We start from the raw sequence: 23,740 nt of genomic DNA, 5'->3' as shown, positions 1-23,740 counted from the left end.
TGGCAGTCTGATAACAGGCCTGCCGGCAGAGGGGGTCGTGTCTGCGGGAAACTTATTTCCATCATCGGGGGATTTTCAAATGGTTTTTCATCGCTCAAAATTTCGCGGCGCCAGTATCGCGCCGCTCGCCGCGCTGCTCGCATCGACCGCGCCCGCATTCGCTCAGGACACCTCGGACGATGACGCGATCATCGTGACCGCGCAGCAGGCGCAGAAGCAGGTGGTCAGCGACGGCAATCTTGGCGCGCTGGGCGATCAGGATGCGATGTCCACGCCGTTCAACGTCACCACCTATACCGCGCAGCTCGTGCTCGACCAGCAGGCGGAGACGATCGGCGATGTGATGAAGAACGACCCGTCGGTTCGCGTCACGTCGGGCAACGGCAACCAGGCCGAACTGTTCGTCGTCCGCGGCTTCCCGCTGTTCGGCGACGACATCGCGATCGACGGCATGTACGGCGTCGCGCCGCGCCAGCTGATCTCGCCGGAACTTTATGAAGGCATTCAAGTGCTCAACGGCGCCAGCGCCTTTCTGTACGGCGCGCCTCCCGGAGGGTCGGGCGTTGGCGGCGGCATCAACCTGACGCCCAAGCGCGCGCAGAAGGAATTGTACCGCGCCACCGCCAGCTTCGGCGGCAAGAGCATCCTCGGCGGCAACTTCGATGCAGGCAAGCGCTTCGGCGGTAACGACGAATTCGGCGTGCGCCTGAACGGCGTCTATCGCCAAGGCGAGCATTCGATCGACAACGAAGAGAAGCGCGTCATCGTCGGCGGCCTCGGCGTCGATTACCGCAGCGGCATCGCGCGCGTCATGCTCGATATCGGCTACGAGAATCAGCGCGTGTTCCAGCCGCGCCCGGTCGTTCGCCTCGGCGCCGCGCTCACCACGGTGCCCACGCCGCCGCGTGCCGACTATAATTTCGGTCAGGCCTGGACCTACACCAAGCTGCGCGACCTGTACGGCACGCTGCGCGTCGAGCTCGACATCGCCAAGGACGTGATGCTCTATGCCGCGTTCGGCATGCGCGACGGCAGCGAGTTCGGCGATTATTCGACGATCACCGTGCTGAGCGCCAGCGGCGCCACCGCCGGCAACAGCACCCAGGCCCGGTTGTACGTCCCGCGCGGCGACAATAACGAGGCCGGCCAGATCGGCCTGCGCGCCAAGTTCAACACCGCCGGCATCTCGCACCAGCTCAACACGGGCGTTTCGGCGGTATTCCAGGAGAACCGCAACAGATCGACCGCCGGCATTTTCCCGGCCTCGACGCGCACCGGCGCCAGCTGCACCGGCACCCCAGCGGCGTCGCTCACCACCGCAGTGTTCTGCAGCAACCTCTACAATGCGCCGCAGGTAGCCAAGCCGGCCGACACGACGATCCTAACCAACCTGAGCGACCTGCGCCGCGTGCAGATGTTCGATTATGGCAGCGCGTACATCTCGGACACGCTCGGCTTCCTCGAGGACGCGGTGCTGCTGACCGTTGGCGCGCGCTACCAGCACATGATCTCGCGCACCTTCACCTATCCCGTGGCAACGCCGCCCTATGTCGTCACCAAGGTGGTGCGCGACGCGGTCACGCCGGTCGTCGGAATCGTGGTGAAGCCGACCGAGAACATCTCGATCTATGCCAACCGTATCGAGGCACTGGCGCAGGGTCCGGTTGCGCCAGCGACGTTCGGCGGATCGACCGTTGCCAATGCCGGCACGATCTTCGAACCCTATCGCACCGTGCAGTATGAAGCCGGCGTGAAGGTGGCGGTGCAGGGCCTGACCGGTACGGCTGCGGTGTATCAGACGAGCCAGCCGATCACCTCCTATCTTCAGGGCACGGGCAATACGGTAACGTTCGATGTCGGCGGCGAACAGCGCAACCGCGGCTTCGAGCTGAGCCTGAACGGCGAGCCGACTGAGTGGCTGCGCTTCATCGGCGGCCTCACCTATACCGATGCGACGGTCAGGGATCAGTTCACCGTGATCAGCGGCGTCCGCACCAGCCTGGTGGGCAAGCGCGGCATCGGCGTGCCGGAATGGCAGGTGAGCTTCGGCACCGAGGTCGTGCCGCCGTTCCTCAAGAACGCGACCTTCACCGGCCGCGTCGTCTATACCGACAAGCAATTCGTCAACAACGTCAACACGCTCAGCATTCCGGCCTGGACCCGGTTCGACCTCGGTGCGCGCTATGTGTTCGTGGCCGACGGCCATCCGATCACGTTGCGCGTCAGTGCGGAAAACGTGGCGAACAAATCCTATTGGTCGTCGGCGGCGCTCGGCTACCTCACCATCGGCGCTCCGCGGACATTCAAGGCATCGGTGACGTTCGAATACTAACCAGCGGTCTCTCACCCGCTTTCTCGGGGCCCGGTCGGCAACGACCGGGCCCTTTTGCTGGACTGGGCCGCGCGAGATCGCCGGACGATGGTGCAGCCATCGCCGCTCGATCACCGAAGCGTCAGGACAGCCCGGCGTTCAGCCCGGCAGGACGAACACCGCCCAGGCGACCAGCGGCCCCAGCAACGTGATCAACGCGCTGTAGCCGAGCAGCTGGCGTACCAGCCGGTCGCGATCCGCTTCGAGCGCGTTCGCCACGACCAGCGCGCCGTTGGTCGAGAAGGGGGAGGTGTCGACGATGGTGGTCGAGATCGCGATCGCCGCCACCGCGCCCATCGCGCTGATCCCGCCCTGGCCGAGAAACGGCACGGCGAGCGGCACGACGATGCCGAGCAAGGCGGTCGAGGAGGCGAAGGCCGAAACCACGCCGCCAAGATAGCAGAGCAGCAGCGCGGCGATCAGAGGGGAACCCAGGCCCGCGATCAGGTCGCCCGCAGCGTCCACGGTCCCGACTCGCTGCAACAGTGCGACATAGGTAACGACGCCGGCGATCAGCAGCACCGTCGACCAGGCGACCCGGTCGACCGCGCTCTTTTGCGAGCGCGGCGCGAGAATCGCGAGCAGCGCAGCGGCGACCATGCTGGCAACGCCGATATCGACCCGGAAGCCGACCGCCGCCACCGCCATCGCGCCGAGCACGAGCAGGGTGAACAGCCGTTCGCGCGCCAGCTCGGGTGCGACCGGCTCGGGCGCCACCGCAGGCTCGGGCGCGTCGCGCAGCAGGCGCAGGCCGCCAAAGGCGAGAAACACCAGCACCGCAATGGCCAGGTTGAAGAACAGGCTGGCCGAGAACAGCATGATCGGATCGGGTGCGATACCCGCCTTCGCGATCACGCCGTTCGTGATGCCGCCATAGACCGAGGTGGGCGAGAAGGCGCCGGCCTGTGCGCCGTGGATCGTCATCAGCCCCATCATCAGCGCGCTGATCCGGTGTTGCGCGGCGAATCGCAGCGCGACCGGCGCGACGATCGCGACCGCCGCCGGGCCAAGCGCACCGAACGAGGTGAGCACCGCCGACGCGATGAAGATCACCCACGGCATCGCCACCGCGCGATGGCCGAGCATGCGGGCAAGGCCCTGAACGACCCATTCGATCGCACCATTGCGTTCCGCGATCGCGAACAGGAAGGTCACCCCGACCAGCGCGACCACCAGATCGCCCGGAAACCCGGCGAGCACTTCCTTGGCGGGCAGGCCGACCAGCAGCACACCGGCCAGGAACGCCGCGGCAAAGGCCAGCAGCCCCATGTTGATCGGCCGCACGGTTGCGACCAGAAATACCAAGGCGAGTGCGCCGACCAGAATCAAATGCGCCAATCTATCCTCCCCATCGCCCGCTGTGCGCGGTACGCCTTACTTCTGTTCTTTGAGATATGAATCGAGCGCGCGCGCGGCAGTCAGCATGTGCGCACGCATGCGGCGCGCGGCGGTCTCGCCATCGCCTTCGTTGATTGCGCGGATCAGATCGTCATGCTCGGTCCGTGACCGGTCCAGCCGCCCCTGCTGGCGCAGCTGCACCCGTCGGAATGCCGCCAGCCGGCTGCGCAGCGCCAGCGCTTGCTCGATCAGCACGCCATTGTGCGTCGCGCGGTACAGCGTTTCGTGGAAATCACGGTTGAGCCCGTCATAGCCGTCGAAATCGCCACTCGCAGCCGCTGCTTCGGTCGCGTCATGGATCTGGAGGAGCTGGCTGCGTTCGAGCGGGGTCATGCGATAGGTGGCGAGCCGGACGCACACCGCCTCGATTTCCGCCATCGCCTCGAACATCTCCATGACGCGCTGGGTCGTGACCTGTGCGACCACCATGCGGCGCCCGATGGTCTCGGCCAGCCCGCTCGACTGCAATTGCCGCAGCGCTTCGCGCACCGGCGTTCGCGAGACGCCATGGCGATCCGCGAGCGACTGTTCGTCGAGCGGGCTACCGGGCTCGAGTTCGCCCGAGGCGATGGCGTCGGTGAGCGCGTTGCGGACGCGATCGGACAACAAGGTCCGGCGATCATCCTCGACATCGTCACCGCGGTCGGATTGCGCGTTCATCGGCCTCTCCGGGCAATTTCATATTGCCTCTTGTTCGGTATACACATATTTCGAGTTTACGCCATACGGTATACATGCGCGCCATTGAACGCGTGTTGAGTATGGGAATGGAGATGGGCGTCGTGGATCGTACTTCGTTGTCCGAGCTGTTGCAGGGCTTCTCGCGCCAGGGCCGCGAGCTGCTGCGCAAGCATCTGCCGTTTGCCGCGTTCGAACCTGCGCGGGCCGCATGCTCGCGAGTCGAGATGCTGTGCGGCTTGGCGCGCGACCTGATCTCCAACCGCGGCGAGGCCTCGGGCGTCGCGATCGCGACCGATCTCCTGCGACTATATGAGGCGGCCGGGCCGGACGAGCGCGCGGACTTCTTCCAGGCCCTGTCGCGCGACTTCAACCCCGACCGGGCGACGCTCGACGCCGCCTGGGCGAAGTTTCAAACCGAGGGCTGGGACGCGCATCCTGCGCTCGCCAGCGCGATCGAGGCGCCGCGCCAGGAGCTGTTCCGCCGCCTGAACCTCGCGCCCGGCGGCACGGCCGCGCTGGTGGAGATGCGCGAGGATTTGCTCGCCATGCGCGGGGTGCCGGGCGTAGCGCTGGCCGAGGCCGATCTCGCTCATCTGCTCCAGTCGTGGTTCAACCGCGGTTTCCTGTCGATGCGCGCGATCAACTGGTCCTCCCCCGCCAATCTGCTCGAGCGCGTGATCCGTTATGAGGCGGTGCACGACATTCGCGACTGGAACGACCTGCGCAGCCGGCTCGATCCGCCCGACCGCCGCTGCTACGCCTTCTTCCACCCCGCCATCCCGGACGATCCGCTGATCTTCGTCGAGGTCGCGCTGACGCGTGAGGTGCCGGGCAGCATCCAGGCGCTGCTGGCCGAAGACCGCGTGCCGCTGGCGAGTGGCGAGGCGACCACCGCCGTCTTCTATTCGATCAGCAACTGCCAGCCCGGCCTGCGCGGTATCTCGTTCGGGCATTTCCTGATCAAGCAGGTCGCGACCGATCTCAGGCGCGAGATCCCGACCTTGGAGCGCTTCGTTACGCTCTCGCCAATTCCCGGCTTCATGAACTGGCTGCGCGGCGAGGATGCCGCACTGGCCGCGCAATCGCAGGAAGGGGACGGAGCCCATCGCGACCGGCTGCTCGCCCAGGCGGTCCGCTACTTCCTCGAAGCGAAGAATGGCGATGGACGGCCAGCCGATCCGGTCGCGCGCTTCCATCTCGGCAACGGCGCTCGGCTGGAGCAACTCAACTGGCTGGGCGATAGCTCGCCCAAGGGCCTGCGCCAGAGCGCGGGCATGATGGTCAACTATCTCTATGATCTGCCGGCGATCGAGGAGCTGCACGAGCGCTTCGCCAATCACGGCTCAACCGCGACCGGCAAGCCGTTCCGGCAGCTTGCCGCGACGCTCGGTTCCGACAATGCCAAGCTGATGGAACGACAAGGATGAACAACCTCTACGCCCGCCTCGCGGCGCAATTCCCTGCAGAAAGCGACCGCATTTTCGCATGGCTGCCCGATGGCGCCGCGCTGAGCTATGGCGCTGTCGAAACATCGTCGGCGCGCTATGCCAACACGCTTCGCGCGCTGGGCGTCGGGATCGGCGATCGGGTCGCGGTGCAGGTCGAGAAGAGCATCGAGATGTTGATGCTCTATCTCGGTTGCCTCCGCGCGGGCGCGGTCTTCCTGCCGCTCAACCCCGCCTACACCGCCGGCGAACTCGACTATTTCGTCGGCGATGCGCAGCCGGCGCTGATCGTGTGCGATCCGGGTATGGCCGGCGCGATTTCGGCATTGCCGGCGGCTGCGGGAATCGCGGTCGAGACGCTCGACGCGGACCGTGGCGGCACGCTGGCCGAACTGGCAAACGGGGCGTCGCAGGCGTTCGACACTGTCACGCGCGACGACGGCGATCTCGCCGCGATCCTCTACACCTCCGGCACCACCGGGCGGTCGAAGGGCGCGATGCTTAGTCACGGCAACCTCGCCTCCAACGCCTTCACGTTGCGCGAGGCGTGGCGGTTCACCGCGAACGATGTGCTGCTCCACGCACTGCCGATATTTCACACCCACGGCCTGTTCGTGGCGACCAACGTCACGCTGGCCAGTGGCGCATCGATGATCTTCCTGCCGCGCTTCGACGCTGGCGCGGTGATCGCCGCGCTCCCGCGCGCGACCGTGATGATGGGCGTACCGACCTTCTATATCCGACTGCTCGGTGAAGCGGGGTTCGATCGCGAGCTGGTGGCGCACATGCGGCTGTTCGTCTCCGGATCGGCGCCGCTCGCCCCCGACATTCACCGCGCATTCGCGTCGCGCACGGGCCATGCGATCCTCGAACGATATGGCATGACCGAAACGAACATGAACACCTCCAACCCCTATGACGGCGACCGCATACCGGGGACCGTCGGGTTCCCATTGCCGGGCGTCGAGATCCGGATCGCCGAGCCCGCGACGGGACGCGTGCTGCCCCAGGGAGAGGTTGGGGTCATCGAAATCCGCGGACCCAATGTGTTCAAAGGCTATTGGCGGATGCCGGAGAAGACCGAGGCCGAGTTCCGCGACGATTTCTTCATCTCCGGCGACCTCGGCCGCATCGACGATCGCGGCTATGTGTCGATCGTCGGACGCGAAAAGGATCTCATCATCGCCGGCGGCTTCAACGTCTATCCCGCGGAGGTCGAGGATGCGATCGGCGAGTTGGAGGCAGTCCACGAGGTGGCTGTGATCGGCTTGCCGCATCCGGATCTGGGCGAGGCGGTCGTTGCCGTGGTAGTCCCGCATGACCCAGGTTTTGCCGATGCAGCAGCGATTATCGCCGCGCTGGCGGACAAACTTGCCCGCTTCAAACAGCCGCGGCAGGTGTTGTTCGTGGATGGGCTACCGAAGAATTCGATGGGAAAGGTGCAGAAGGCAATGCTGCGGCGGCAGCACGCCCGCCTCTTCGGTGCACCACACCAGTAGGATTCATCACGTCAGGGCCATGCGAAGTAACTTGTGTCGGTGTGCGTGTGCACAACCCTGTGTGCCCACGCGGCAGGGCTGATCCCGTCGTCGCGCGACAACGCCAAAGGCCTTGCCGGCGTCCGGCTGCAGAATCTGCTGCCGCGGGCCTGCGTGCTGTATATCTCCGCGACGGGGGCAGCCGATCCCGCCAATCTCTGCTACGCGACGCGGCTTGGTCTCTGGGGACCGGGTGGCGCGTTCGAGACCCGCGATGCCTTCATGGCGGCGATCGCCAGTGGCGGCATTGCCGCGATGGAGATCGTCGCACGCGACCTCAAGGCGCTCAGCCTTTACGCCGCGCGGGCGCTGACCTTTCGTGGCGTTGGACATGCCCCGCTCGAGCATTGCTGACGCACGACCAGATCGCGATCTATGACGCCTACGCCGACGGTCGTGGCGGCGATCTCACGAAGGTAAGAGTATCTGTGGTACGGTGGGATGCCGCAGGTGCCCTCTCCCGGAAGCCGGACACCCCCGTTGTTTTGAAGACGGCACTATCACCGCTAATCGATCATGGTCTCGTCATCGATTGCGGCCAGTATCATCCGGTCCCATGTCGCGATGTCGCCGACAGCCGCCATGCGTGCGCTGGGCTCGCGCAAGGTCTTGAGAACCGCGAGCGCGGTACCAGCATATTCTGGCCATAGCGCATCGACGGCCTCACCAGCCGATGGCATGTCGCCCTCACCGTTCCGGCTCAACTCGTGACCAGCGAGGACGCGGGCGACACGTTCGACAGGCGCGGTGAGGGCGGTATCCATTTCGCTCACTTGCCGCTCAGGTACGCACGGACCTTATCCGCCGAGTTCCCGACCGCCTGGACGGCTTCGCGCAGGCGTTCTTCGCTGACGCCAAGGCTATTTGACCAATCGCGGACCTCATAGTCCTCACTCAGGCTAATCCGGTCCCGATCCGGCGAGCCTGTCGCTTGTTTGTCGTCCGTCATGCCATTCTCCATTGCAGCCATGCGCCGCAAACGACTGAAGATTCCCAAGGTTTCATGTCGTGCGCAGGGCCTAAGGGTTCCCTGCGCTTCCCACGCCTGCACGAGCGATCCGCTCCCGCGCGCATCGCTCGACGCGTCGCATTCGTTCGGCGAGCTGAACCCAGCGATCAGCCGCACGCAAATGAATGAGACGCCGGGCCTGCAACGGTTCGGCCTCGGCGAGCGTCATCGCCTCGCGCGCGCGTGCGACGTAGAAGGCGGAGCTTCCGGCAACGAGCTCCTCTTGCGTTTCGTGGAGAGGCGACGTGGCCAACGGCATGCTCCCTTGTACGGCCCCCCGCCCAATCTGGTGTATCCCGCTGACCTGGTTGCGTCGCTTACCTCGATCAATCAAACGCGGCGGCTGCCTGTTCCCAGTCTGTTCATGGGTTGCTAGACGTGAGCCGTGGCCAATCCGCTCTCCATCAGGAAGATCATCCATATCGACATGGATGCATTCTTCGCGTCGGTGGAACAGCGCGATAATCCCGAGCTAAGCGGCAGGCCGGTGGCGGTCGGCTATGCAGGGCCACGCGGCGTTGTCGCGGCTGCAAGTTACGAGGCGAGGGCGTTCGGCGTCCGTTCGGCGCTGCCCTCGGTTACCGCGCTGCGACGGTGTCCGGAGCTTCTCTTCGTCCCTCCGCGGTTCGACGTTTATCGCGCCGTTTCCAGTCAGATCCATGCGATTTTCGGCGACTATACCCACCTCATCCAGCCGCTCTCGCTGGACGAGGCGTATCTCGATGTGACGGCGAACCGGCGGGGCATCGAGACGGCGTGGACGACGGCCAAGGAAATCAGAGCCCGCATATTCGAGGAAACTGGCCTCACCGCTTCGGCCGGCATTTCGTACAACAAGTTCCTTGCCAAGCTCGCATCGGATCATCGCAAGCCCAACGGCCAGTTTGCCGTCACGCCCGACATGGGACCGGCATGGGTCGAAGCGTTGCCGGTCGCCCGGTTTCACGGCGTGGGGCCGGTGACAGCGGCGAAGATGAAGCGCCTCGGCATCGAAACGGGCGCCGACCTCAAGGCGCAGTCGATGGGATTCCTCGCGGCCCATTTCGGGAGCTCGGCGGACTGGTATTTTGGAATAGCGAGGGGGCAGGACGACCGTCCGGTCAATCCCAACCGCGAGCGCAAGTCCTCCGGTTCCGAGACCACCTTCGATCGCGACCTGACGGCGCCCGAAGAGATCGAGGCAGGCGTTCTGCGCATGGCCGACGATGTTGCGGGCTGGTGCGAGAGCCGGCAGATGTTTGGCCGCACGGTCACCTTGAAGGCGAAATTCGCGGACTTCAGGCAGGTGACCCGAAGCCGCACAAGCGCCCAACCCGTTTGCGATCACGAGCAGCTGAGGCAGACCAGCCTCGACCTTGTCCGTTCGCTTTATCCGGTCCGGCTGGGAATCCGGTTGGTCGGGGTTGCGGTATCGAACTTCGCGCCGGTCGGAGACCAGAGCGGGATGCCGCTGTTCGATTGATCTGGAGGAGTCCCGACTTTCACCGCTTTTGGCGGCTGGACTTCTCAGGGCCGGGCGCCGAGCGCAGTCTGGCGAGCCCATTGAACGATCGTGGTTTGCGGCATGACGCCCATCTGCCGGCCCAGCTCGCGTCCCCTGAGACCAGCACCAGCGTCGAGATCGGACGGGCGCCGAAGCGTGGGGCGACGCCGTTTTCGGACTCGATATCCAGCTTACCCGGACGGATTTGCCGTTCGAACTCTTTTGCCGCTGCCGCGAACCACGGCGCCATTTGTTGACAGGGTCCGCACCATCCCGCCCAGAAATCGACGAGTAGGGGTATGTTGGAGCGTACAGCGACGGCCAAATCCCCAAGCAAAGGCGTGAGAAGTAGCTACGCAGGGAGACCGGTCTCGGCGAATGCTCGCGTCACGAACTCCCCGCCAAGCTTCAGGCCGATTGGATCCACGCTGTGACCGAGTCCGCTCGATATATGTGTCGTCACGGCGACGCCCAGCCGCTTGAGTGCCGCTTCGGCGGTCTGCAGCGCTGACACTGGAACGATCGGATCGGCCGATCCGTGGATCAGCAGCACCGGCGGCCTGATTCGCGTTTCACCAGAGAGGTCGGCAGTGCCAGTCAGCATGCCAGAATAGCCGACAATCGCTGCAACCTGCCGCTCGCGCCGCAATCCGATATGAAGCGCCATCATCGTGCCCTGGCTGAAGCCGACAATCGCAAGATCCCGCTCGGTCAGACCATATTGGTCCAGCTTGCGGTCGATGAAGCGGTCAATCACCGGCGCAGCCGATGCTGCCCCCGCGGCAAGCGCCCGCTTATCGAACGCTGCCAACGGCCACCATTGGTAGCCGGCACCCATTCCGCAGCGTTGCGGCGCATTTGGGGCGAGGAACAATGTGTCGGGCAGCGCATGCTGCCAGTGCGGCGCAAGCGAGATCAGATCGGCTCCGTTCGATCCATAGCCATGGAGCAGCAGAACGATCTTCCCAGGCCGTTCGCCTGAACGCGGCTGAAGGCTCGAGCCATTTACGATCTTGGTCATCGCTGTTCCGACTAGAGGGGGTTGGGGAAGATGGCCTTACCGGACCGGTTCGCAAGGGGCTATGATGTCACGCCGTGTCTTCCTGGCCCATACGCGGGCAGCTATGGGGCGGGCGCGACCACAGCCTGAGCCGCCTCGACCGGCCGGTCGAGGCCAAGCGACTTGACCATCTCCAGCGCGTCATCAAATCCTGCGCCGCAGAAAGTGGGTACGCCGCGCGCTTCGATCCCCGCCAGCAAGGCGCCCTCGGGCCCGGAGCGGCAGGAGCCATCGACGTCGCGGATGAACACGCCTGCGACGCGCGAGCCATAGTCCGCGACGGCCTTCGCATAGATGGACACGTCGCGCTGGCCATTGTCGCCGATCAGAAGGAAGCGGAACTGCGGGTAGAAAGCGAGGATCGTCTCGATCGCTGCCAGCTTGTGCTCATCATGCCCGCTGTCGATGAACTTGTCGGCGTCGATGCCATAATCCTTGAGGAACATGGGTCCGTGCGGGATCGCGTTGCGCTCGAGAAACTCGGTGATGAACCCGTAGAGATTCCACGGCGACGACGAGACATAGAAGAATGGTCGGGCAGGGTCGATGTGGTCGCGGGCGATCATCTTGTAGAGTGAAGCGGCACCGGGCACCGCCAGCCGATCCCGGGGCCGTTCGACGAGCACGCGCCGCCAGTTCTTGACGAAGTTGGTGGCACCCGTCTCGACGACGGTGTCGTCGATATCGGAAATGATTCCCCAGTTCTGGTCGGTGCCCGGCGCGATGACCGGCACCTGCACGACAGGTTGCTCGGCGTCGCGGCCGGGAGCCGATAGCGTGACCCGCTCCCACCGGGTGCTTTGCGGCAGCGGCTGATCGATCGCCATCTGCAGATCGAAATAGCCTTCGTCGTCGGTGACGATCTCGCGTGACTGGCCATAGCCTTCGATGTGCACCGTGACGCCAGGCAATTCCTGGCTGTTGTAGATTGCGAGCATCGCGCGCATTCGCACGAGCAGACCCTCGCCCGCGTCCAGTGGCCTGGTGTAGCGCACGACGCGGCCTCTTAGGCGAACAGCCGTGGCGCTGCGGTAGCCGGCATAGGCGAGTAGCCGGACCTTCCCGTCGCGGGCCGCCCCCGCTTCGAGTGCATCGCCAATCCTGTCGATGTCGCGCTCGAGGTCGGCGATGGTTGAGCGAAGCAGCTTGTGGAGCGATGAGCTGGCCATCCCCAGCGAACCGCGAAATCCTCGATGGGTTCCCGCTGAGCGGGCTTCGCTTGTATGGAAGCGCGATGCTAGCCTGCTCGAGCGGCCGGCACCGTGGGATTTGATGACATCGGAACGGGCAATCGTTTTTGCACAATAATCGGGTCCGCAGAGCGGATAGACCGACCCGCCGGACGATCCGCAAGCAGTTAGGCTAGGTGCGGAACACGGACTTGGGGATGTGCGTAATGCGGCACGCCAGATCCGCTTCGCCCGAGGCCACGACATAGTGATCGCCAGCGTCCGCGATGCCCGTCGTGAAAACCACGTCGCGAACATACATCTTGTCTTCGAGCGGCGCGGTTAGATCGGGGGCGGCCTCCAGCAGCGGTTCGTGCACAGTTCGGACAAGCTTTGCCGGGTCGTCGCGTTCGAGAATCGACCAGTAGGTCCGATAGATGCCGACGATCTCCTTGGGTTCGACGCCATGCCACAGGGTCAGCCAGCCCGCATCGGTAAGGATCGGTGGGGTGCCGCCGCCCATTCGCGCCGTCGAGACGGTCGTTGCATGCGGCCGGATGCCGGGCTGGCGATGCGGTTTCCAGTGAAGCGAGTCCGGGGACGTCGCGAGGTTGATTGACGGGCCGCCCCGCCACTCGCTGCCTGGCGGATAGGCGAAGTAGAGATCACCAAGCGGGCGCGTCTGCGCCCAGTATTTCTCGCCGATCAACCCTTCGAAGATCAGCATGTCCTTGTTCTGATGGTCCATGACCATGTCCTCGAACACGAAATCCAGGCCATTGGTGGAACTGTAAAGCGTGGTCGAGTGCCGCTCCGGGCTCACCGAGCAGGTCGTCATCAGCCAGCGGTCGCCTAACCTGGAGACGCGTGCGTCTTCAACGCCGTAGCACTGATAGCTGCCTTGTGGTGCGATCGCCTTGTCATAGTGGACGTCGACGATTTCCAGTCCGTCCGGGGTCAGTTCGACCGGCAGGATCCAAGACAGGGAGGTCAACGCCATCACGCGCCAGCGCCCACCGCGGATCAGGAATTTGCGCGGATCGGACGTATCGACCAAGTCAAGCGCCCAGCCATCGAGCACATAGCCGCCGTGTTCCCAGCGGATCGAGTGAATCTTGCCATCGACGATTGGCTGCTTCAGCGCTTCTGCAACTCGCACGAAGAGACACAAATTGCCATTTGGCAATCGCGTCAGCGCCGGATTGAAAGCGCCAAGGACGAAGGTCTTGGCATCGAACTGGCCGGCCAGGGGCGACTTGGCGAGATCGACATCGTCGGGCCCGAAAACCAGTTGGTCGATGGCGAAGCGGCTCATTCCTCACCTCGCGCGCGGGGCGCGATCACGACCTGCTGCACCACTGCGCGACGGGGCTGGGTGAGCACATAATGGACGCCAACGGCGATATCCTCGGCGCGCAGCATCGTTTCCTTGCGGTTCTCCTCGGCCTGTTCCTCGGCGGTGAAGCTCTCATATTGGAAGTCTGCGCCGGTCTTGGCCGGCTCGATGTTGCAGACCTTGATGCCCTTGCGCGCAAGCTCCTTGCGCACTGCCTCGGCGAAGCCCGCGACTCCTGCCTTCATGCCGGCATAGACACTGCTTTCCGCGCCCAGCAGATGCGCGGACACCGAGCCGATGAAAACAATGTCGCCACGGTCCTTCATCACTTCCGCCGCGGCGTAAGCGGTGGTGAGATAGGCGGTGAAGTCCACGGCAATCGCATAACGGAGCTCCTCCGCGCTCATCGTGGTGAGGCCTTTGGCGGGAATGGCCGCGTTGACGATGGCAATATCGAAGTCGCCGAAATAGTCCCGGGCCGCCGCGACGAACCGATCCACCCCGTCGGGCTCGGCGAGATCGATATTGATACCGTCGCCCTTGCCGACCTCGCAAATGCGCTCGAGCCCATCCTTGAGATGCTGCGGATCGCGGCCGCAGACGAACACGTCGACGCCTTCCGAGGCAAGCAGCACGGCGATCGCCCGGCCAATTCCGGTCGTACCGCCGGTGATGATCGCCTTGCGCCCGGCGAGCCCGGGCATGTCGGTATGCGCGTCGGACAGCTCAAGAGCGGGCGGCACGGCAGGGTCGGTCATTTGCTTCTCCTCTCGACGCGATCAGTTGCATCACCAGATCAGGGTGATGCGGCTTTCGGCGGGAACGCGGAACTCGATTCGATCGGCCGTGGCAGCGCGCGGACGGATGCGATCACCGCCTGCCGTCGTCACGGCGACGTCAGGCAGCTTGGCCCGCCCGGTGCGTATCAGACTGAGTCGTGCTTCGCGGCCTTCGCATCCGCCCAACTGAAAGCTCAGCGCTCGCCCCGAGGGGCGGTCGCTGCTCAGCAGGAAGTGATCGCAGAATAGGCGAAACGGCGCGCCGCTGACATTATGGAAGCAGCGGCTGGCAAAGACGAACGCAGCGCCGATACCATAGATTTCCTGCCCCACCTGTCCGGCCTGCTGCCCGTCGACATAAAGATCCTCGACTGGAAAGGAGAGCTCGCGGTCGACATGCCCGTTGCTCTCGCGCTGCTTGGGCGAGATCACCTCGTGCGGCAGGGCGTCGGGATAATAGAACCAGGCGCGATCGAGCGCGTAGCGGCAATATTCGGTAAGCAGCAGGCGGACCGCGGAATCCACGTCGGGTCCGCTGTCCTTCAAGTAGCGCTCGAACGCGGCGAAGCTGTCGAAGCATTCGTAGAGCGCCATATAGGGCGCGTCGTGCAGCGCGGTGACGCCCAGGAAATTGCGGTAGTGCGCGGCGTGCCCGATCTCGGACTCCCACATCGCCGTGTTGTGGAAGAAGCTCGCCAGATAGACGTAGCTTTGATGCAGATATTTCTCGGTCTCGGTAATCCGCCATAGCCGAAGGCAGGCGGCCGCGCCCCAAGCGGTGAGGTTCGCCTGATAGTTGAGCTCGAAGCGCATCCCCTCCGCCGCATCGATCGCGGCACGCGCCTCGTCGAGATAGCGTTTGTCGTCGGTCAGCTCGAAGGCCTGGAGCATCACATAGGCGTACATGCCGCCGACGTCAGTCTGGCCAAGCCCTTCGTCGTCGCGCGCCTCCTGGAGCACTCGAAAATCGCGGACGTCGTACTGAATTGGCCATTTGTACTTGAAATGATGGGCTGCCTTGATTCCGTATTCGATCGACTTCTCGAACAGTCGCATCGCCTGCTTGTCGCCATCGCTCGCCAGCCGGCCGAGCTGGGAGAGCGGATGATAGAGATACCAGCTGTCGACCGCATTCTTGTCCTTGTCCTTGCCGACATTGGGAAGGTAGCGGCGCAGCGTCTTGAGCCTGGGGTCGTAGAATTTGCCAAGCCCGGCGGCGAGATCGGCACCGATCGGCGCCTTCACACCGCTCCAGACTTCGAAATCGCGCAGCGACGCCAGCACCGTGAGCTGCACCATCGAATCCGGATATTCGGCGGCCGTGTAGGGGTGGACATAGCGGTGGCCGTAATGGCGGACTGTCGCCTTGGGGGATTGCGCCAGATCGTCGAGCGAGCGTCGCGCTCGCTCGACCCAGTCATGATAATCCAGTTCCGGCTGCGCAACGAGTGGGAGCATTGTTCCGAGCAGTGCGAGATAGCGCCGCGCCATATCGCGCTCGTCGCCAGCCGCCTCGTCGTGAAATGCGATCAGCGCGTCCGACAGGATCGTCTCTTCGCCCGCGGGAAGCGCCTCAACCGGCGGGGTGCCTTGCTGCGGCGGCGTTGGCAGGAGATATCCGATCTCCGGCCACACGCCGCCGACCGCGCCGTCAGGCTTGGTGCCGGTGGCGAGGAAATAGGGGTTCAGCCGGGTCAGGTCCTGGAAGTAGAGCACGCTGCCAAAATCAGGTTCCTGCAGTCGGAAATAAATGGCGCCGGTGTTGAGGCCACGCTGTGCTGCTTCGACGGTCCCCTTGGCCCCCAGCGGATCGTCGTGAGTATCGAGCGGATAGAGATCGCGTGGCACGAAGGACATGAGCAGCGGCGCGGCCGGTTCGATGCTTGTACGAACGCGCAGCACCGGGATTGCTCCTTCGATCAGGCAGATCGCGATGCGGTGGAGGCCCATGGCGCTGTCTATCTCGAACCGCGCCGCCTCGCCCGTTTTCGCGCGTACCGGCTTCGCATGATAATGGCCGACCGGCATGAATGCCGCGCGCATGGCGATCCCGCCACGGTCCCGGCGTCGGATGATCACCCAGATCGCGTCATGGCCCGAGCAAAGAGTGATCTTGCGGTCGCCGAGTTCCAGCGCAGCGAGTTCGCGAAGCGTGCCTTTGGTCAGTTCCTCCCGCAGCAACAGCACCCCGGGAGAAGCGGGAGTCGTGCAATGCTGCGCGGTCTGCTTGGTCGGTGTAGCCACTCTGTGCCCCTTATTCATGACCGGGCGCCAGCTTGCGCGCCGCGGCCCGTTCGTCGGCATGCGCATGGGGCTGGGCATGTCCGCCCGTGCGCAGGAAGCGTTCGTCGATATCGGCAATGATCGCGTCGGCCTTGTCGCCAGCGTGAAGGCGGATCAGCGCATCGAGCTTCGCCTCGGCACGATCATCATTCTCCTTCGATGATGGCGAGCCGACATAAAGGAAATAGGCGAGCCCGACGACCTGCCAGAGCAGCTGCAGGAATTCGGATTGCCAGTTCTCGAACGTATCCCGGCCCATTTCGACCAGATAGGCGCCTATCTCGGCTTGCTGACCGTGCGCGTTCGTCTCGTCAACGAAAGCATACCAGCCGAACAGCCAGTGTCCGACGATTGATATGACGAAGAAAGCGACCGTCAGCCATGCATATCCGTATCTGCGCATCGGTTCACCTCAGCCCTTGGGGGGACGCTGGGGCGGCGGGCTGTCGTCGGCACCTTCAGCCGGCGTTTCGCTCGGCCCGCCGGTCGGGTTGGTGTCGGTATCACCCGGGTTGCGGCGTTCCTCTTCGCTGGGTCCGGTGCCCTTACTGCCATTCATGCCGTCCGCTCCCGACCGAGATATTCCTTAATCCGATCTGCACTGCTGCAGACGGCATCGACGGCCTGTTCTAGCCTTGGGCGGGTAACGCCGAACCGCTCGCTCCAATTTCGGACTTCATAGTCTTTGTCATGGGACCCGCTGCAGCGCTGGGCGTGCGGGGACGCGTCATGCATGATCGGCATCAGGCGCTGGCCTTGCGGCGGCGCGTTTCCCAACCCTTCTTTGCGGCCGCCGAGCGCTGCTCGGCACTCTGACTTGAGCTGCCCTTGCGGCCACCCTTCCTTGAACTCTCATGGTTCTCCGTCTTGCCGCGGCCAGATCCTGATTTCTTGCCGCCGCCGCTTTCCTTGTTCACAGTCGCCCAGGCGCGGCGTTCGGCCTCATCTTTGGAGACGCCACGACCTTCATACCCTTCCTCGATATGCTCGGCCTTGCGCTTCTGCTTGTCCGTATATTTGCTCTTGTTACCCTGCGGCATCGGCTCTCTCCGCGACGATCCACGGCAGGTCGAACCCCGCAATGAGCCTGAGGTTCCGCGCCCGCGCGCTCTTCTTTCGCGGTGATTAACTTACTTTAATCACAAAGATAATTCCTGGCAGCGAGGGGCACGTGGGCCGGCGATCGCCGAAACACGAACAGCGGCCCCAGAACCAGCGGAAGCCGAAACCATGTTAAACTAGGTTGGAGGCCTGCAACCCGCGCCAAGGTCGTGCATTCGTGCGCCATGACTCGCTACTTCTTCCATTTGTATAACGACGAAATGACGCACGACGAGGAAGGCGTCGAACTGGCCGACCTTGACGCGGCGAAGGAGGTCGGTCGACGCGAGGCCCGATATCAGGCCGCTGAATCGGTCAGGGCGCACGGTCATCTGATCCGGAGTCACAAGGTCGTGATATGCGATGCCAGCGGCGAACTCGCTACGATCGCATTTGGCGACGTCGTCTCGATCGGTTGAGCTAAACGCTTGAAAGCGTCGCGAAATTTTGCGCGGAGGACCTTCGGAATCTATACTGCTTTAATGGCGCTGGGGGACGCTCGGTCTATCCTCAATGCGAGCGGGCAACAGGGATATCGTCATGACCCAAGCAGACGATCGGACATACTTTGAGCGTCGCGCAAATGAGGAGCGCGAACGCGCAAGGTCCGCAGCGGATTTGGCGACTGCCAATGCGCATCGCCGCCTGGCGATGGAATATGAGCGGCGCCTCGAGCTGTTGCCGGCTGAATCGCTGGTCATGGCCGACCTCGCAGCGACCGCACGGCTCTGAGCAGCGTCAAATAGGCAGCCCGGCAAATGCCTATGGCGGCGCATATCGCCTGCTCAGCGCAAATGCGCGTTTGGCCTTTGGAACCTGACAGTTCCGATCATGGTTCAGCTCCATCGAAAGGATCATCGCGGGCGATATCAGCCGCCCTCGACCGGTAGAATCATGATCGAGAAACATCTGTTGAAGTTGCGAGCCCGGGACATCGTGTCGGCCGAGGAAGAAACGGCGGTGCGCGCGCTCGTTGCCGAAACACGCGCTATTCCGGCGAAGACGACGATCATTCGCGCCGGGCAACGGCTCGACACTTCCACGCTGCTGCTTGACGGCTGGATGTGCCGTTACAAGGATTTGTGTCAGGGACAAAGGCAGATCACCGAATTGCACGTAGCAGGCGATTTCGTCGATCTGCACAGCTTCACCCTGAAACGGCTCGACCACAATATTATGGCACTAACCCCGTGCCGTATCGGCGTGGTACCCCATGAGCGGTTGCGCGCGCTCAGCGAGGAACAGCCGCATTTGACGCGGATCTACTGGCTCACAACCAACATCGATGCAGCCGCGCATCGCGAGTGGGAACTGTCACTTGGGCGCCGCGACGCGACGGGCAGGCTCGCGCATCTGTTCTGCGAGATGCATGTGCGGCTCGAGCTTGTCGGTTTGGCGAGAGGAATGCGCTATATGCTCCCGCTGACGCAGCAGGATCTCGCGGAGTGCACCGGCCTCACGCCTGTCCATGTCAACCGGATGCTCAGGGACCTGCGGGAGCAGCGCGTCGTGGAAATGCGGCGCGGCGTCGTCCACATACACGACTGGGATCGGCTCGTCGCGATTGCCGAGTTCAGCCCGGACTTTCTGTATCTTGATCCCGAGCCGCGCTAGGCAACCTCCCAGGATAGTCTGATCGGAAGGGGGGCCACCGCCGTACCAGGAGGCCCGTGGCAGTGCCGGCGCTGCCTCGCCGAGACGAAAAAATCTCACACAAGCTCTTGAAGTCTGGTTCTGGATTTCCAGCTTTACCCCGCCGGATGCGAGTTTCGGTCCGGTGACCCTGAGGGCACCGGCTCTCCGGTGTTCTTGTGCTCAAATTGCTCAATGGAGGATTTGGATATGAGGACCAATTTTGATTTCACGCCATATCGTCGCTCGACCGTCGGCTTTGACAGGCTGTTCGATCTGCTCGAAACCAGTGCGCGCGCCGACGCCGAGGGCTATCCGCCCTTCGACATCGAGCGCGAGAGCGAGGACCGCTACCGTATCACGCTGGCAGTGGCGGGATTTCGGCCTGAGGAAATCGAGATCGTCGCACAGAACAACCAGCTGACAGTGTCGGGCCGCAGGGGCGAGGAACGCGACATTGGCCGGTTCCTTCATCGTGGAATTGCCACCGGGGCGTTCGAGCGGCGTTTTCAGCTGGCCGACTTTGTGATTGTCGAGGAGGCGAGCTTCGATAACGGCCTTCTTCGCATTGGGCTCAAGCGCGAGGTGCCGGAGGCGATGAAGCCGCGTCGCATCGCGATCAATGGCACTGACACGCCGGCGAATGACCGTCTCGAGGCGCCGAGCGAAGCGCGCGACGCTGCCTGAAAGGAATGGTCTGCTCGCGCATCACGCGCGCGAGCAGACGTTCTACCGCCGCGTGTACGTTCACTTGGCCAGGACGGAAAAGGCCGGGGGCTGGGCCGCGCCGCTTCTGTCCGCACGAATTTCGGAACGTAACCAGCTCCGGGGCGCTTGGCCTTCCACTAGGAGGAGACCCCGATGAATGCGAGCTCGCGGCTGACCATGCTCACGCGGATTGGTTTCGCCAGTCGCGGCGTGCTGTACCTCGTCATTGCGTATCTGATCTTTCGCACCGGCCACGCCGAGGATCAGAGCGGAGCCTTGGCCTATCTTGGAGGAGGATCCGGAAAGCTCTTGCTCGGCGTCATGGCCGTCGGGTTGCTTGCCTATGGATTGTGGCGGCTCTCTGACGCGGCATTCGACATCGAGGGACATGAGGCTGGCCGCAACGGTGCCGCGGAGCGCGCTGCCGCCGCGGTCAGCGGAGTGGTTCACTTGCTGCTCAGCTGGCAAGCCGTGTGGCTCATCCGCGGGGCCTCGGCGACCGGCGATGGCGCCGAGGAGGGCGCAAGGACAGCGCTGGAACTGCCCGGCGGCAAGATCCTTCTGCTGGTCGCGGCGACACTCCTGCTGGCGGCCGGCATATTTCAGCTGGTCAAGGCGGCCAAAGGCAGCTTCCTTGAACATCTTGACCCGCAGGTCGCGGCCAGGCCCTGGGTGCGATGGAGCGGTCGAGCCGGCTATGGCGCACGCGGAATCGTGTTCCTGATTTGCAGCTATTTTCTGATCAATGCGGGTCTTGAAGCACAGCCTGACGAAGCGGGCGGGATGGCGGAGGCGATCGAGTGGCTTCCCGATCCGTTCGATGTTGTGGTCGCTATGGGATTGCTGGCTTTCGGCCTGTTCAGCCTCGTGGAGGCGCGATTTAGAAGCTTGCACGATGTGCCCGTCGATGCGCTCGCCCGGCAAGCCGACAACCTGCGCCACAAATTATGAAGGTCCAGAGCGTCCAGCGGCTGAACTGGCGCGATCCGGAGATTTGCTCGCTGGCGTTTCCGGCGGGAACGATGAAACTGCGCTACGGCTTTGGTTCGGGTCTCGCGCGTCGGCCCGGCGACCCGACCGGACATGTCTGGGCGATCGGCGACCGCGGCCCGAACATCAAGGTTCGCGACGCGGTTCGTCTCTACGGTCTGGATCACTTGTTGCCGCTTGGCAAGGTCGAGGGCGCGAAGATCATGCCCTGGCTGGATGTCGGACCGACGCTCGCGGAGCTGCGGGTTGCTGGAGACGATATTGAGCTCCTGCGGATCATGCCGCTTCGTCATCCTGAAGGCCAGGCGGTCACGGGGCTACCTCATCCCGGCGGCGACCATCTGCAATCCGAGCCGGTATTCGATATCGATGGGAAGCCGATCGCTGCCGACCTCTTCGGCCTGGATACTGAAGGATTGGTTGCGCTATCTGATGGGGACTTCTGGATTGGCGATGAGTTCGGACCTTCGCTTGTGCGGGTCGATGCGACGGGTATGGTGACGGTCCGGCTGCTCCCACAAGAGCGGGCCGGGGTAGCTGGCCAGCAGGCGCTTCCGGCAATTGCCGCAAGGCGTCAGCTCAACCGCGGGTTCGAAGCGCTCGCTATTTCAGGGGACGAGCGATTCCTGTACCTCGCGTTTCAAAGTCCTCTCGCGCATCCTGACCAAGCGGCGCATCGCGCGGCGCGCCATGTCCGGATTTGGCGGTTGGATGCGAAGACCGGTGCGGTCCTCGCGCAACATGCCTATCCGCTCGACCGTCCTGAAAGCTTCGCGCGCGATATGGCGGCCGGTGATTTCGGGCCGAGTGATATCAAGGTGAGCGAGCTGCTATGGTTGCCGAGCGATGACCTGCTCGTGCTCGAGCGCGGTTCGAAAACAACGAAGATCTACCGCTGCGTCATGGCTGCCAGCCTGCTCGATCGCTCGCATCTGGAACTCGAGGCTCGCCCGACGCTTGAGGAGCTCAGCATGGCTGATGAACCGGCGGCCTTCCCGGTGCTCGGCAAGGAGCTGCTCTTCACCAGCGACGAGCATCCCGAGGTGGCCGCTGACGTCGAAGGGATGGCGCTTCTCTCGGCGTCCGAGCTTCTGCTTGTTACCGACAACGACTTCGGTGTCCAAGGGCAGGAGACGACGTTCTGGCGGATCACGCTTGCCGCACCGACCTGACGTCATTTGCCGCCCGACATTGAACGCCAAGGGCGTGGAGCGGGATGAGCCGAAATTCAGTCGCGCGGCTCACGCTGCCGGCGCCCCAAGCCTGATCTTGACCTCGCTCAGCGTGCGCGCGGTCGGGGTTGGCAAACCATCGGCCTTGAACTGTTGTTTGAGAGCGGACTTTCGTTCCGCCATCTCAACGCCGAGCGTGTTGAGGTCGACCTTTGCCGCGCGTGCCTGGGCAAACATGCCTTCCTTGGGCGTCTCCTCTTCATGGACATGGTGGTTGATCTGCTCGGCAAGCACCGTCACCTTCGCATCGAAAAAATCGTCGCCCGACGCGCCGGCCATGATCTGGCCGATCAATAGCTTGGCACCGTCGTGCTCGACATGGGCTTCATCATAGATTTCATCGTCGATCTTGCCCTTCAGAGCGGGATAGAAAATCTCTTCCTCGATGATCGTATGGATGATCAGTTCCGTGCAGATCTCCTTCGCCAGTGCCGCCTTTTTGTCGGACGACTTGGTACTCTCGAATTTTTTGAACAGTGCTTCCACCGTCCGATGATCGGCTTTAAGCAGCGCGATTGCGTCAGGTGCATTCTGGGACATGTCGGCTCCCGCCAGTTACAGTCGCCATCGCGGCGAACTGGTCAGTGAGTGAAATCGACAAAGAAGGAAATCGCTCCCGTTGCAACTGATTCGCAGCTTGGGTTCTCGTCGGGGCTAAAGCGGGAAACCCCTGGTTTCCCAAGCGTTAGCGTTGCAGGAGATCAAACCTTGGCAAGAGCCCGCGCTACCGAACCGACAGCGCCCGTGCATGACCGTCCGCGTGGACGACCGGCATTGTTGATCATCGACGTCATCAATTGCTTCGATTTTGCAGGGGCTGACGTGCTGGAACCCAAAGCGAGGAAGGCGGCTCACGTGATCGCCGGTTTGCGGTCTGAAATGGCCAGAAAGGGTTATCCGACTATTTTTATCAACGACAATTTCGGTGAGTGGCATTCGGAACGTTCCAGGCTGGTAGAGCGCGCGCTCGCAAAGCCGAACCCGGTCGCTGAATTGCTTAGACCTTGCCGTGAAGACTATTTCATTATCAAGCCCCAGTTCTCGGGATTCTACGCGACCAATCTGCCCGTATTGTTGCCCAAATTGGGCGTCAGCCGTCTCATTCTGACCGGCATCGCAACTGACATCTGCGTGCTGTTTACCGCTGCTGACGCGCATATGCGCGATTATGCGTTGTGGGTTCCCTGCGATGCAGTCGCGGCGGAAGATGACGCGCGTGGCGCCTTTTCCCTTGCGACGATGTCTGCGGTGATGGGCGCCGAGACGCAAGCGAGCGGTAATCTCAGTCTATCCAAATGGACGGCGCGGCTGGACGAGGCTGGTATCGCGGGAGTGCCGAGTAGACGCATTTCGATGGGTTGAAAACGCATAAACGGTTTGAAGACGGTCATGCCGAGTCCGCCCCTCGCGACCGCGTTCAGCTCACGTTCCGCTATGATGCTCGACGATCCTGTCAGCGAGTTGCCGCCGCCCCGATCGCTTCACGCGCGCTTCTTGGCTGAAGCAAGGCTTTCGACGATGTTTG

The 23,740-nt window shown here is 63.5% G+C and carries 26 protein-coding genes and 1 pseudogene; 12 read left to right on the top strand and 15 right to left on the bottom strand.

The features are described from left to right. The first annotated feature begins 79 nt into the window (after positions 1 to 79). Positions 80 to 2,332: a TonB-dependent receptor gene (locus M9978_RS19100; RefSeq protein ID WP_254296061.1), complete on the top strand. Its 2,253-nt coding sequence runs from the start codon at positions 80 to 82 to the stop codon at positions 2,330 to 2,332. Between the two features lie 138 nt (positions 2,333 to 2,470). On the opposite strand, the gene M9978_RS19095 is transcribed toward M9978_RS19100, so the two are convergent. Next, positions 2,471 to 3,709, bottom strand: coding sequence for an SLC13 family permease (locus M9978_RS19095; protein WP_254296059.1), 1,239 nt, complete (start codon positions 3,707 to 3,709; stop codon positions 2,471 to 2,473). Positions 3,710 to 3,745: 36 nt separating this feature from the next. Next, on the bottom strand, positions 3,746 to 4,429 hold the full coding sequence (locus M9978_RS19090; RefSeq protein WP_254296058.1) for a GntR family transcriptional regulator: 684 nt from the start codon (positions 4,427 to 4,429) through the stop codon (positions 3,746 to 3,748). Between the two features lie 122 nt (positions 4,430 to 4,551). On the opposite strand from M9978_RS19090, the gene M9978_RS19085 reads away from it, so the two are divergent. The 3 genes and pseudogenes from M9978_RS19085 to M9978_RS19075 all read left to right on the top strand — a co-directional run. Beyond that, positions 4,552 to 5,877, top strand: a complete 1,326-nt coding sequence (locus M9978_RS19085; RefSeq protein WP_254296057.1) for a malonyl-CoA decarboxylase — start codon at positions 4,552 to 4,554, stop codon at positions 5,875 to 5,877. Then, positions 5,874 to 7,394 carry a malonate--CoA ligase gene (locus M9978_RS19080; protein ID WP_254296056.1) on the top strand — a complete coding sequence of 507 codons (1,521 nt, stop codon included), beginning with the start codon at positions 5,874 to 5,876 and terminating at the stop codon, positions 7,392 to 7,394. Before M9978_RS19085 ends, M9978_RS19080 begins: the two co-directional genes overlap by 4 nt. Positions 7,395 to 7,457: 63 nt before the next feature. After that, positions 7,458 to 7,825 (top strand): annotated as a pseudogene (locus M9978_RS19075) (strawberry notch-like NTP hydrolase domain-containing protein); the annotation flags it as partial. Between the two features lie 114 nt (positions 7,826 to 7,939). Here the strand turns inward: M9978_RS19075 and M9978_RS19070 are convergent. Both M9978_RS19070 and M9978_RS19065 read right to left on the bottom strand, forming a co-directional pair. Continuing rightward, positions 7,940 to 8,197 (bottom strand): hypothetical protein, encoded by a 258-nt coding sequence (locus tag M9978_RS19070; protein WP_254296055.1) that lies wholly within the window; start codon positions 8,195 to 8,197, stop codon positions 7,940 to 7,942. A 5-nt stretch (positions 8,198 to 8,202) separates the two neighbouring features. Then, positions 8,203 to 8,382: a DUF3606 domain-containing protein gene (locus M9978_RS19065; RefSeq protein WP_254296054.1), complete on the bottom strand. Its 180-nt coding sequence runs from the start codon at positions 8,380 to 8,382 to the stop codon at positions 8,203 to 8,205. Between M9978_RS19065 and M9978_RS19060 the strand changes: the two genes are divergently transcribed. Then, positions 8,381 to 8,818, top strand: coding sequence for a hypothetical protein (locus tag M9978_RS19060; RefSeq protein ID WP_254296053.1), 438 nt, complete (start codon positions 8,381 to 8,383; stop codon positions 8,816 to 8,818). The two genes, M9978_RS19065 and M9978_RS19060, sit on opposite strands and share 2 nt — an antisense overlap. A gap of 9 nt (positions 8,819 to 8,827) precedes the next feature. After that, a complete protein-coding gene (dinB, locus tag M9978_RS19055) occupies positions 8,828 to 9,904 on the top strand; it encodes a DNA polymerase IV (RefSeq protein WP_367305135.1) in 1,077 nt (358 codons plus the stop codon). Between the two features lie 19 nt (positions 9,905 to 9,923). On the opposite strand, the gene M9978_RS19050 is transcribed toward dinB, so the two are convergent. The 10 genes from M9978_RS19050 to M9978_RS19005 form a co-directional block, all read right to left on the bottom strand. Further along, positions 9,924 to 10,250, bottom strand: a complete 327-nt coding sequence (locus M9978_RS19050) for a thioredoxin family protein (protein WP_254296048.1) — start codon at positions 10,248 to 10,250, stop codon at positions 9,924 to 9,926. A gap of 27 nt (positions 10,251 to 10,277) precedes the next feature. Continuing rightward, the gene (locus tag M9978_RS19045) at positions 10,278 to 10,946 is read right to left on the bottom strand and encodes an alpha/beta hydrolase (RefSeq protein ID WP_254296047.1); all 669 of its coding nucleotides are present in this window, start codon (positions 10,944 to 10,946) and stop codon (positions 10,278 to 10,280) included. A 101-nt stretch (positions 10,947 to 11,047) separates the two neighbouring features. Next, a complete protein-coding gene (locus M9978_RS19040) occupies positions 11,048 to 12,154 on the bottom strand; it encodes an App1 family protein phosphatidate phosphatase (protein ID WP_254296046.1) in 1,107 nt (368 codons plus the stop codon). A gap of 193 nt (positions 12,155 to 12,347) precedes the next feature. Beyond that, positions 12,348 to 13,469, bottom strand: coding sequence for a glycoside hydrolase family 130 protein (locus M9978_RS19035; RefSeq protein WP_254296045.1), 1,122 nt, complete (start codon positions 13,467 to 13,469; stop codon positions 12,348 to 12,350). After that, positions 13,466 to 14,248 (bottom strand): SDR family oxidoreductase, encoded by a 783-nt coding sequence (locus M9978_RS19030; protein ID WP_254296044.1) that lies wholly within the window; start codon positions 14,246 to 14,248, stop codon positions 13,466 to 13,468. Before M9978_RS19030 ends, M9978_RS19035 begins: the two co-directional genes overlap by 4 nt. A 30-nt stretch (positions 14,249 to 14,278) precedes the next feature. After that, positions 14,279 to 16,513, bottom strand: a complete 2,235-nt coding sequence (locus tag M9978_RS19025; protein WP_254296043.1) for a hypothetical protein — start codon at positions 16,511 to 16,513, stop codon at positions 14,279 to 14,281. Between the two features lie 10 nt (positions 16,514 to 16,523). Then, complete coding sequence (locus tag M9978_RS19020) at positions 16,524 to 16,955, bottom strand: DUF6766 family protein (RefSeq protein WP_254296042.1); 432 nt, start codon at positions 16,953 to 16,955, stop codon at positions 16,524 to 16,526. A 9-nt stretch (positions 16,956 to 16,964) separates the two neighbouring features. Further along, on the bottom strand, positions 16,965 to 17,111 hold the full coding sequence (locus M9978_RS19015) for a hypothetical protein (RefSeq protein WP_254296041.1): 147 nt from the start codon (positions 17,109 to 17,111) through the stop codon (positions 16,965 to 16,967). Continuing rightward, complete coding sequence (locus M9978_RS19010) at positions 17,108 to 17,287, bottom strand: DUF3606 domain-containing protein (protein WP_254296089.1); 180 nt, start codon at positions 17,285 to 17,287, stop codon at positions 17,108 to 17,110. The genes M9978_RS19015 and M9978_RS19010 overlap by 4 nt, the downstream gene beginning before the upstream one ends. 8 nt (positions 17,288 to 17,295) lie before the next feature. Next, entirely contained in the window at positions 17,296 to 17,592 is a 297-nt protein-coding gene (locus M9978_RS19005; RefSeq protein WP_254296039.1) for a plasmid stabilization protein, read from the bottom strand. 246 nt (positions 17,593 to 17,838) lie between these two features. Between M9978_RS19005 and M9978_RS19000 the strand changes: the two genes are divergently transcribed. From M9978_RS19000 to M9978_RS18980, 5 genes are all read left to right on the top strand, one after another. Continuing rightward, positions 17,839 to 18,072: a DUF6894 family protein gene (locus M9978_RS19000; RefSeq protein WP_436977204.1), complete on the top strand. Its 234-nt coding sequence runs from the start codon at positions 17,839 to 17,841 to the stop codon at positions 18,070 to 18,072. A gap of 475 nt (positions 18,073 to 18,547) precedes the next feature. Next, positions 18,548 to 19,267 carry a Crp/Fnr family transcriptional regulator gene (locus M9978_RS18995; protein WP_254296036.1) on the top strand — a complete coding sequence of 240 codons (720 nt, stop codon included), beginning with the start codon at positions 18,548 to 18,550 and terminating at the stop codon, positions 19,265 to 19,267. A gap of 228 nt (positions 19,268 to 19,495) precedes the next feature. After that, on the top strand, positions 19,496 to 19,972 hold the full coding sequence (locus M9978_RS18990; protein WP_254296035.1) for an Hsp20 family protein: 477 nt from the start codon (positions 19,496 to 19,498) through the stop codon (positions 19,970 to 19,972). 174 nt (positions 19,973 to 20,146) lie between these two features. Continuing rightward, positions 20,147 to 20,944, top strand: coding sequence for a DUF1206 domain-containing protein (locus M9978_RS18985; RefSeq protein WP_254296034.1), 798 nt, complete (start codon positions 20,147 to 20,149; stop codon positions 20,942 to 20,944). Continuing rightward, positions 20,941 to 22,155, top strand: coding sequence for an esterase-like activity of phytase family protein (locus M9978_RS18980; protein WP_254296033.1), 1,215 nt, complete (start codon positions 20,941 to 20,943; stop codon positions 22,153 to 22,155). Before M9978_RS18985 ends, M9978_RS18980 begins: the two co-directional genes overlap by 4 nt. A 69-nt stretch (positions 22,156 to 22,224) precedes the next feature. On the opposite strand, the gene M9978_RS18975 is transcribed toward M9978_RS18980, so the two are convergent. Next, positions 22,225 to 22,755 (bottom strand): hemerythrin domain-containing protein, encoded by a 531-nt coding sequence (locus M9978_RS18975; protein WP_254296031.1) that lies wholly within the window; start codon positions 22,753 to 22,755, stop codon positions 22,225 to 22,227. A gap of 237 nt (positions 22,756 to 22,992) precedes the next feature. Between M9978_RS18975 and M9978_RS18970 the strand changes: the two genes are divergently transcribed. Continuing rightward, a complete protein-coding gene (locus M9978_RS18970; protein WP_254296029.1) occupies positions 22,993 to 23,577 on the top strand; it encodes a cysteine hydrolase family protein in 585 nt (194 codons plus the stop codon). Positions 23,578 to 23,740 lie beyond the last annotated feature (163 nt).

This window comes from Sphingomonas tagetis (assembly GCF_024211275.1).
GTDB classification, from domain to species: Bacteria; Pseudomonadota; Alphaproteobacteria; order Sphingomonadales; family Sphingomonadaceae; genus Sphingomonas; species Sphingomonas tagetis.
The sequence above is the reverse complement of the archived record's forward strand: the minus strand, read 5'-3'. Positions and strand labels throughout refer to the sequence as shown.

Coding starts and splice junctions, on each gene's coding strand:
- M9978_RS18985 (WP_254296034.1), top strand. CDS start 20,147: ATGAATGCGAGCTCGCGGCTGACCATGCTCACGCGGATTGGTTTCGCC.
- M9978_RS18975 (WP_254296031.1), bottom strand. CDS start 22,755: ATGTCCCAGAATGCACCTGACGCAATCGCGCTGCTTAAAGCCGATCAT.
- M9978_RS19035 (WP_254296045.1), bottom strand. CDS start 13,469: ATGAGCCGCTTCGCCATCGACCAACTGGTTTTCGGGCCCGACGATGTC.
- M9978_RS19090 (WP_254296058.1), bottom strand. CDS start 4,429: ATGAACGCGCAATCCGACCGCGGTGACGATGTCGAGGATGATCGCCGG.
- M9978_RS19010 (WP_254296089.1), bottom strand. CDS start 17,287: ATGCATGACGCGTCCCCGCACGCCCAGCGCTGCAGCGGGTCCCATGAC.
- M9978_RS19100 (WP_254296061.1), top strand. CDS start 80: ATGGTTTTTCATCGCTCAAAATTTCGCGGCGCCAGTATCGCGCCGCTC.
- M9978_RS19040 (WP_254296046.1), bottom strand. CDS start 12,154: ATGGCCAGCTCATCGCTCCACAAGCTGCTTCGCTCAACCATCGCCGAC.
- M9978_RS19065 (WP_254296054.1), bottom strand. CDS start 8,382: ATGACGGACGACAAACAAGCGACAGGCTCGCCGGATCGGGACCGGATT.
- M9978_RS18995 (WP_254296036.1), top strand. CDS start 18,548: ATGATCGAGAAACATCTGTTGAAGTTGCGAGCCCGGGACATCGTGTCG.
- M9978_RS19030 (WP_254296044.1), bottom strand. CDS start 14,248: ATGACCGACCCTGCCGTGCCGCCCGCTCTTGAGCTGTCCGACGCGCAT.
- M9978_RS19015 (WP_254296041.1), bottom strand. CDS start 17,111: ATGAATGGCAGTAAGGGCACCGGACCCAGCGAAGAGGAACGCCGCAAC.
- M9978_RS19070 (WP_254296055.1), bottom strand. CDS start 8,197: ATGGATACCGCCCTCACCGCGCCTGTCGAACGTGTCGCCCGCGTCCTC.
- M9978_RS19020 (WP_254296042.1), bottom strand. CDS start 16,955: ATGCGCAGATACGGATATGCATGGCTGACGGTCGCTTTCTTCGTCATA.
- M9978_RS19000 (WP_436977204.1), top strand. CDS start 17,839: ATGACTCGCTACTTCTTCCATTTGTATAACGACGAAATGACGCACGAC.
- M9978_RS19045 (WP_254296047.1), bottom strand. CDS start 10,946: ATGACCAAGATCGTAAATGGCTCGAGCCTTCAGCCGCGTTCAGGCGAA.
- M9978_RS19005 (WP_254296039.1), bottom strand. CDS start 17,592: ATGCCGCAGGGTAACAAGAGCAAATATACGGACAAGCAGAAGCGCAAG.
- M9978_RS19060 (WP_254296053.1), top strand. CDS start 8,381: ATGCCATTCTCCATTGCAGCCATGCGCCGCAAACGACTGAAGATTCCC.
- M9978_RS18990 (WP_254296035.1), top strand. CDS start 19,496: ATGAGGACCAATTTTGATTTCACGCCATATCGTCGCTCGACCGTCGGC.
- M9978_RS18980 (WP_254296033.1), top strand. CDS start 20,941: ATGAAGGTCCAGAGCGTCCAGCGGCTGAACTGGCGCGATCCGGAGATT.
- M9978_RS19080 (WP_254296056.1), top strand. CDS start 5,874: ATGAACAACCTCTACGCCCGCCTCGCGGCGCAATTCCCTGCAGAAAGC.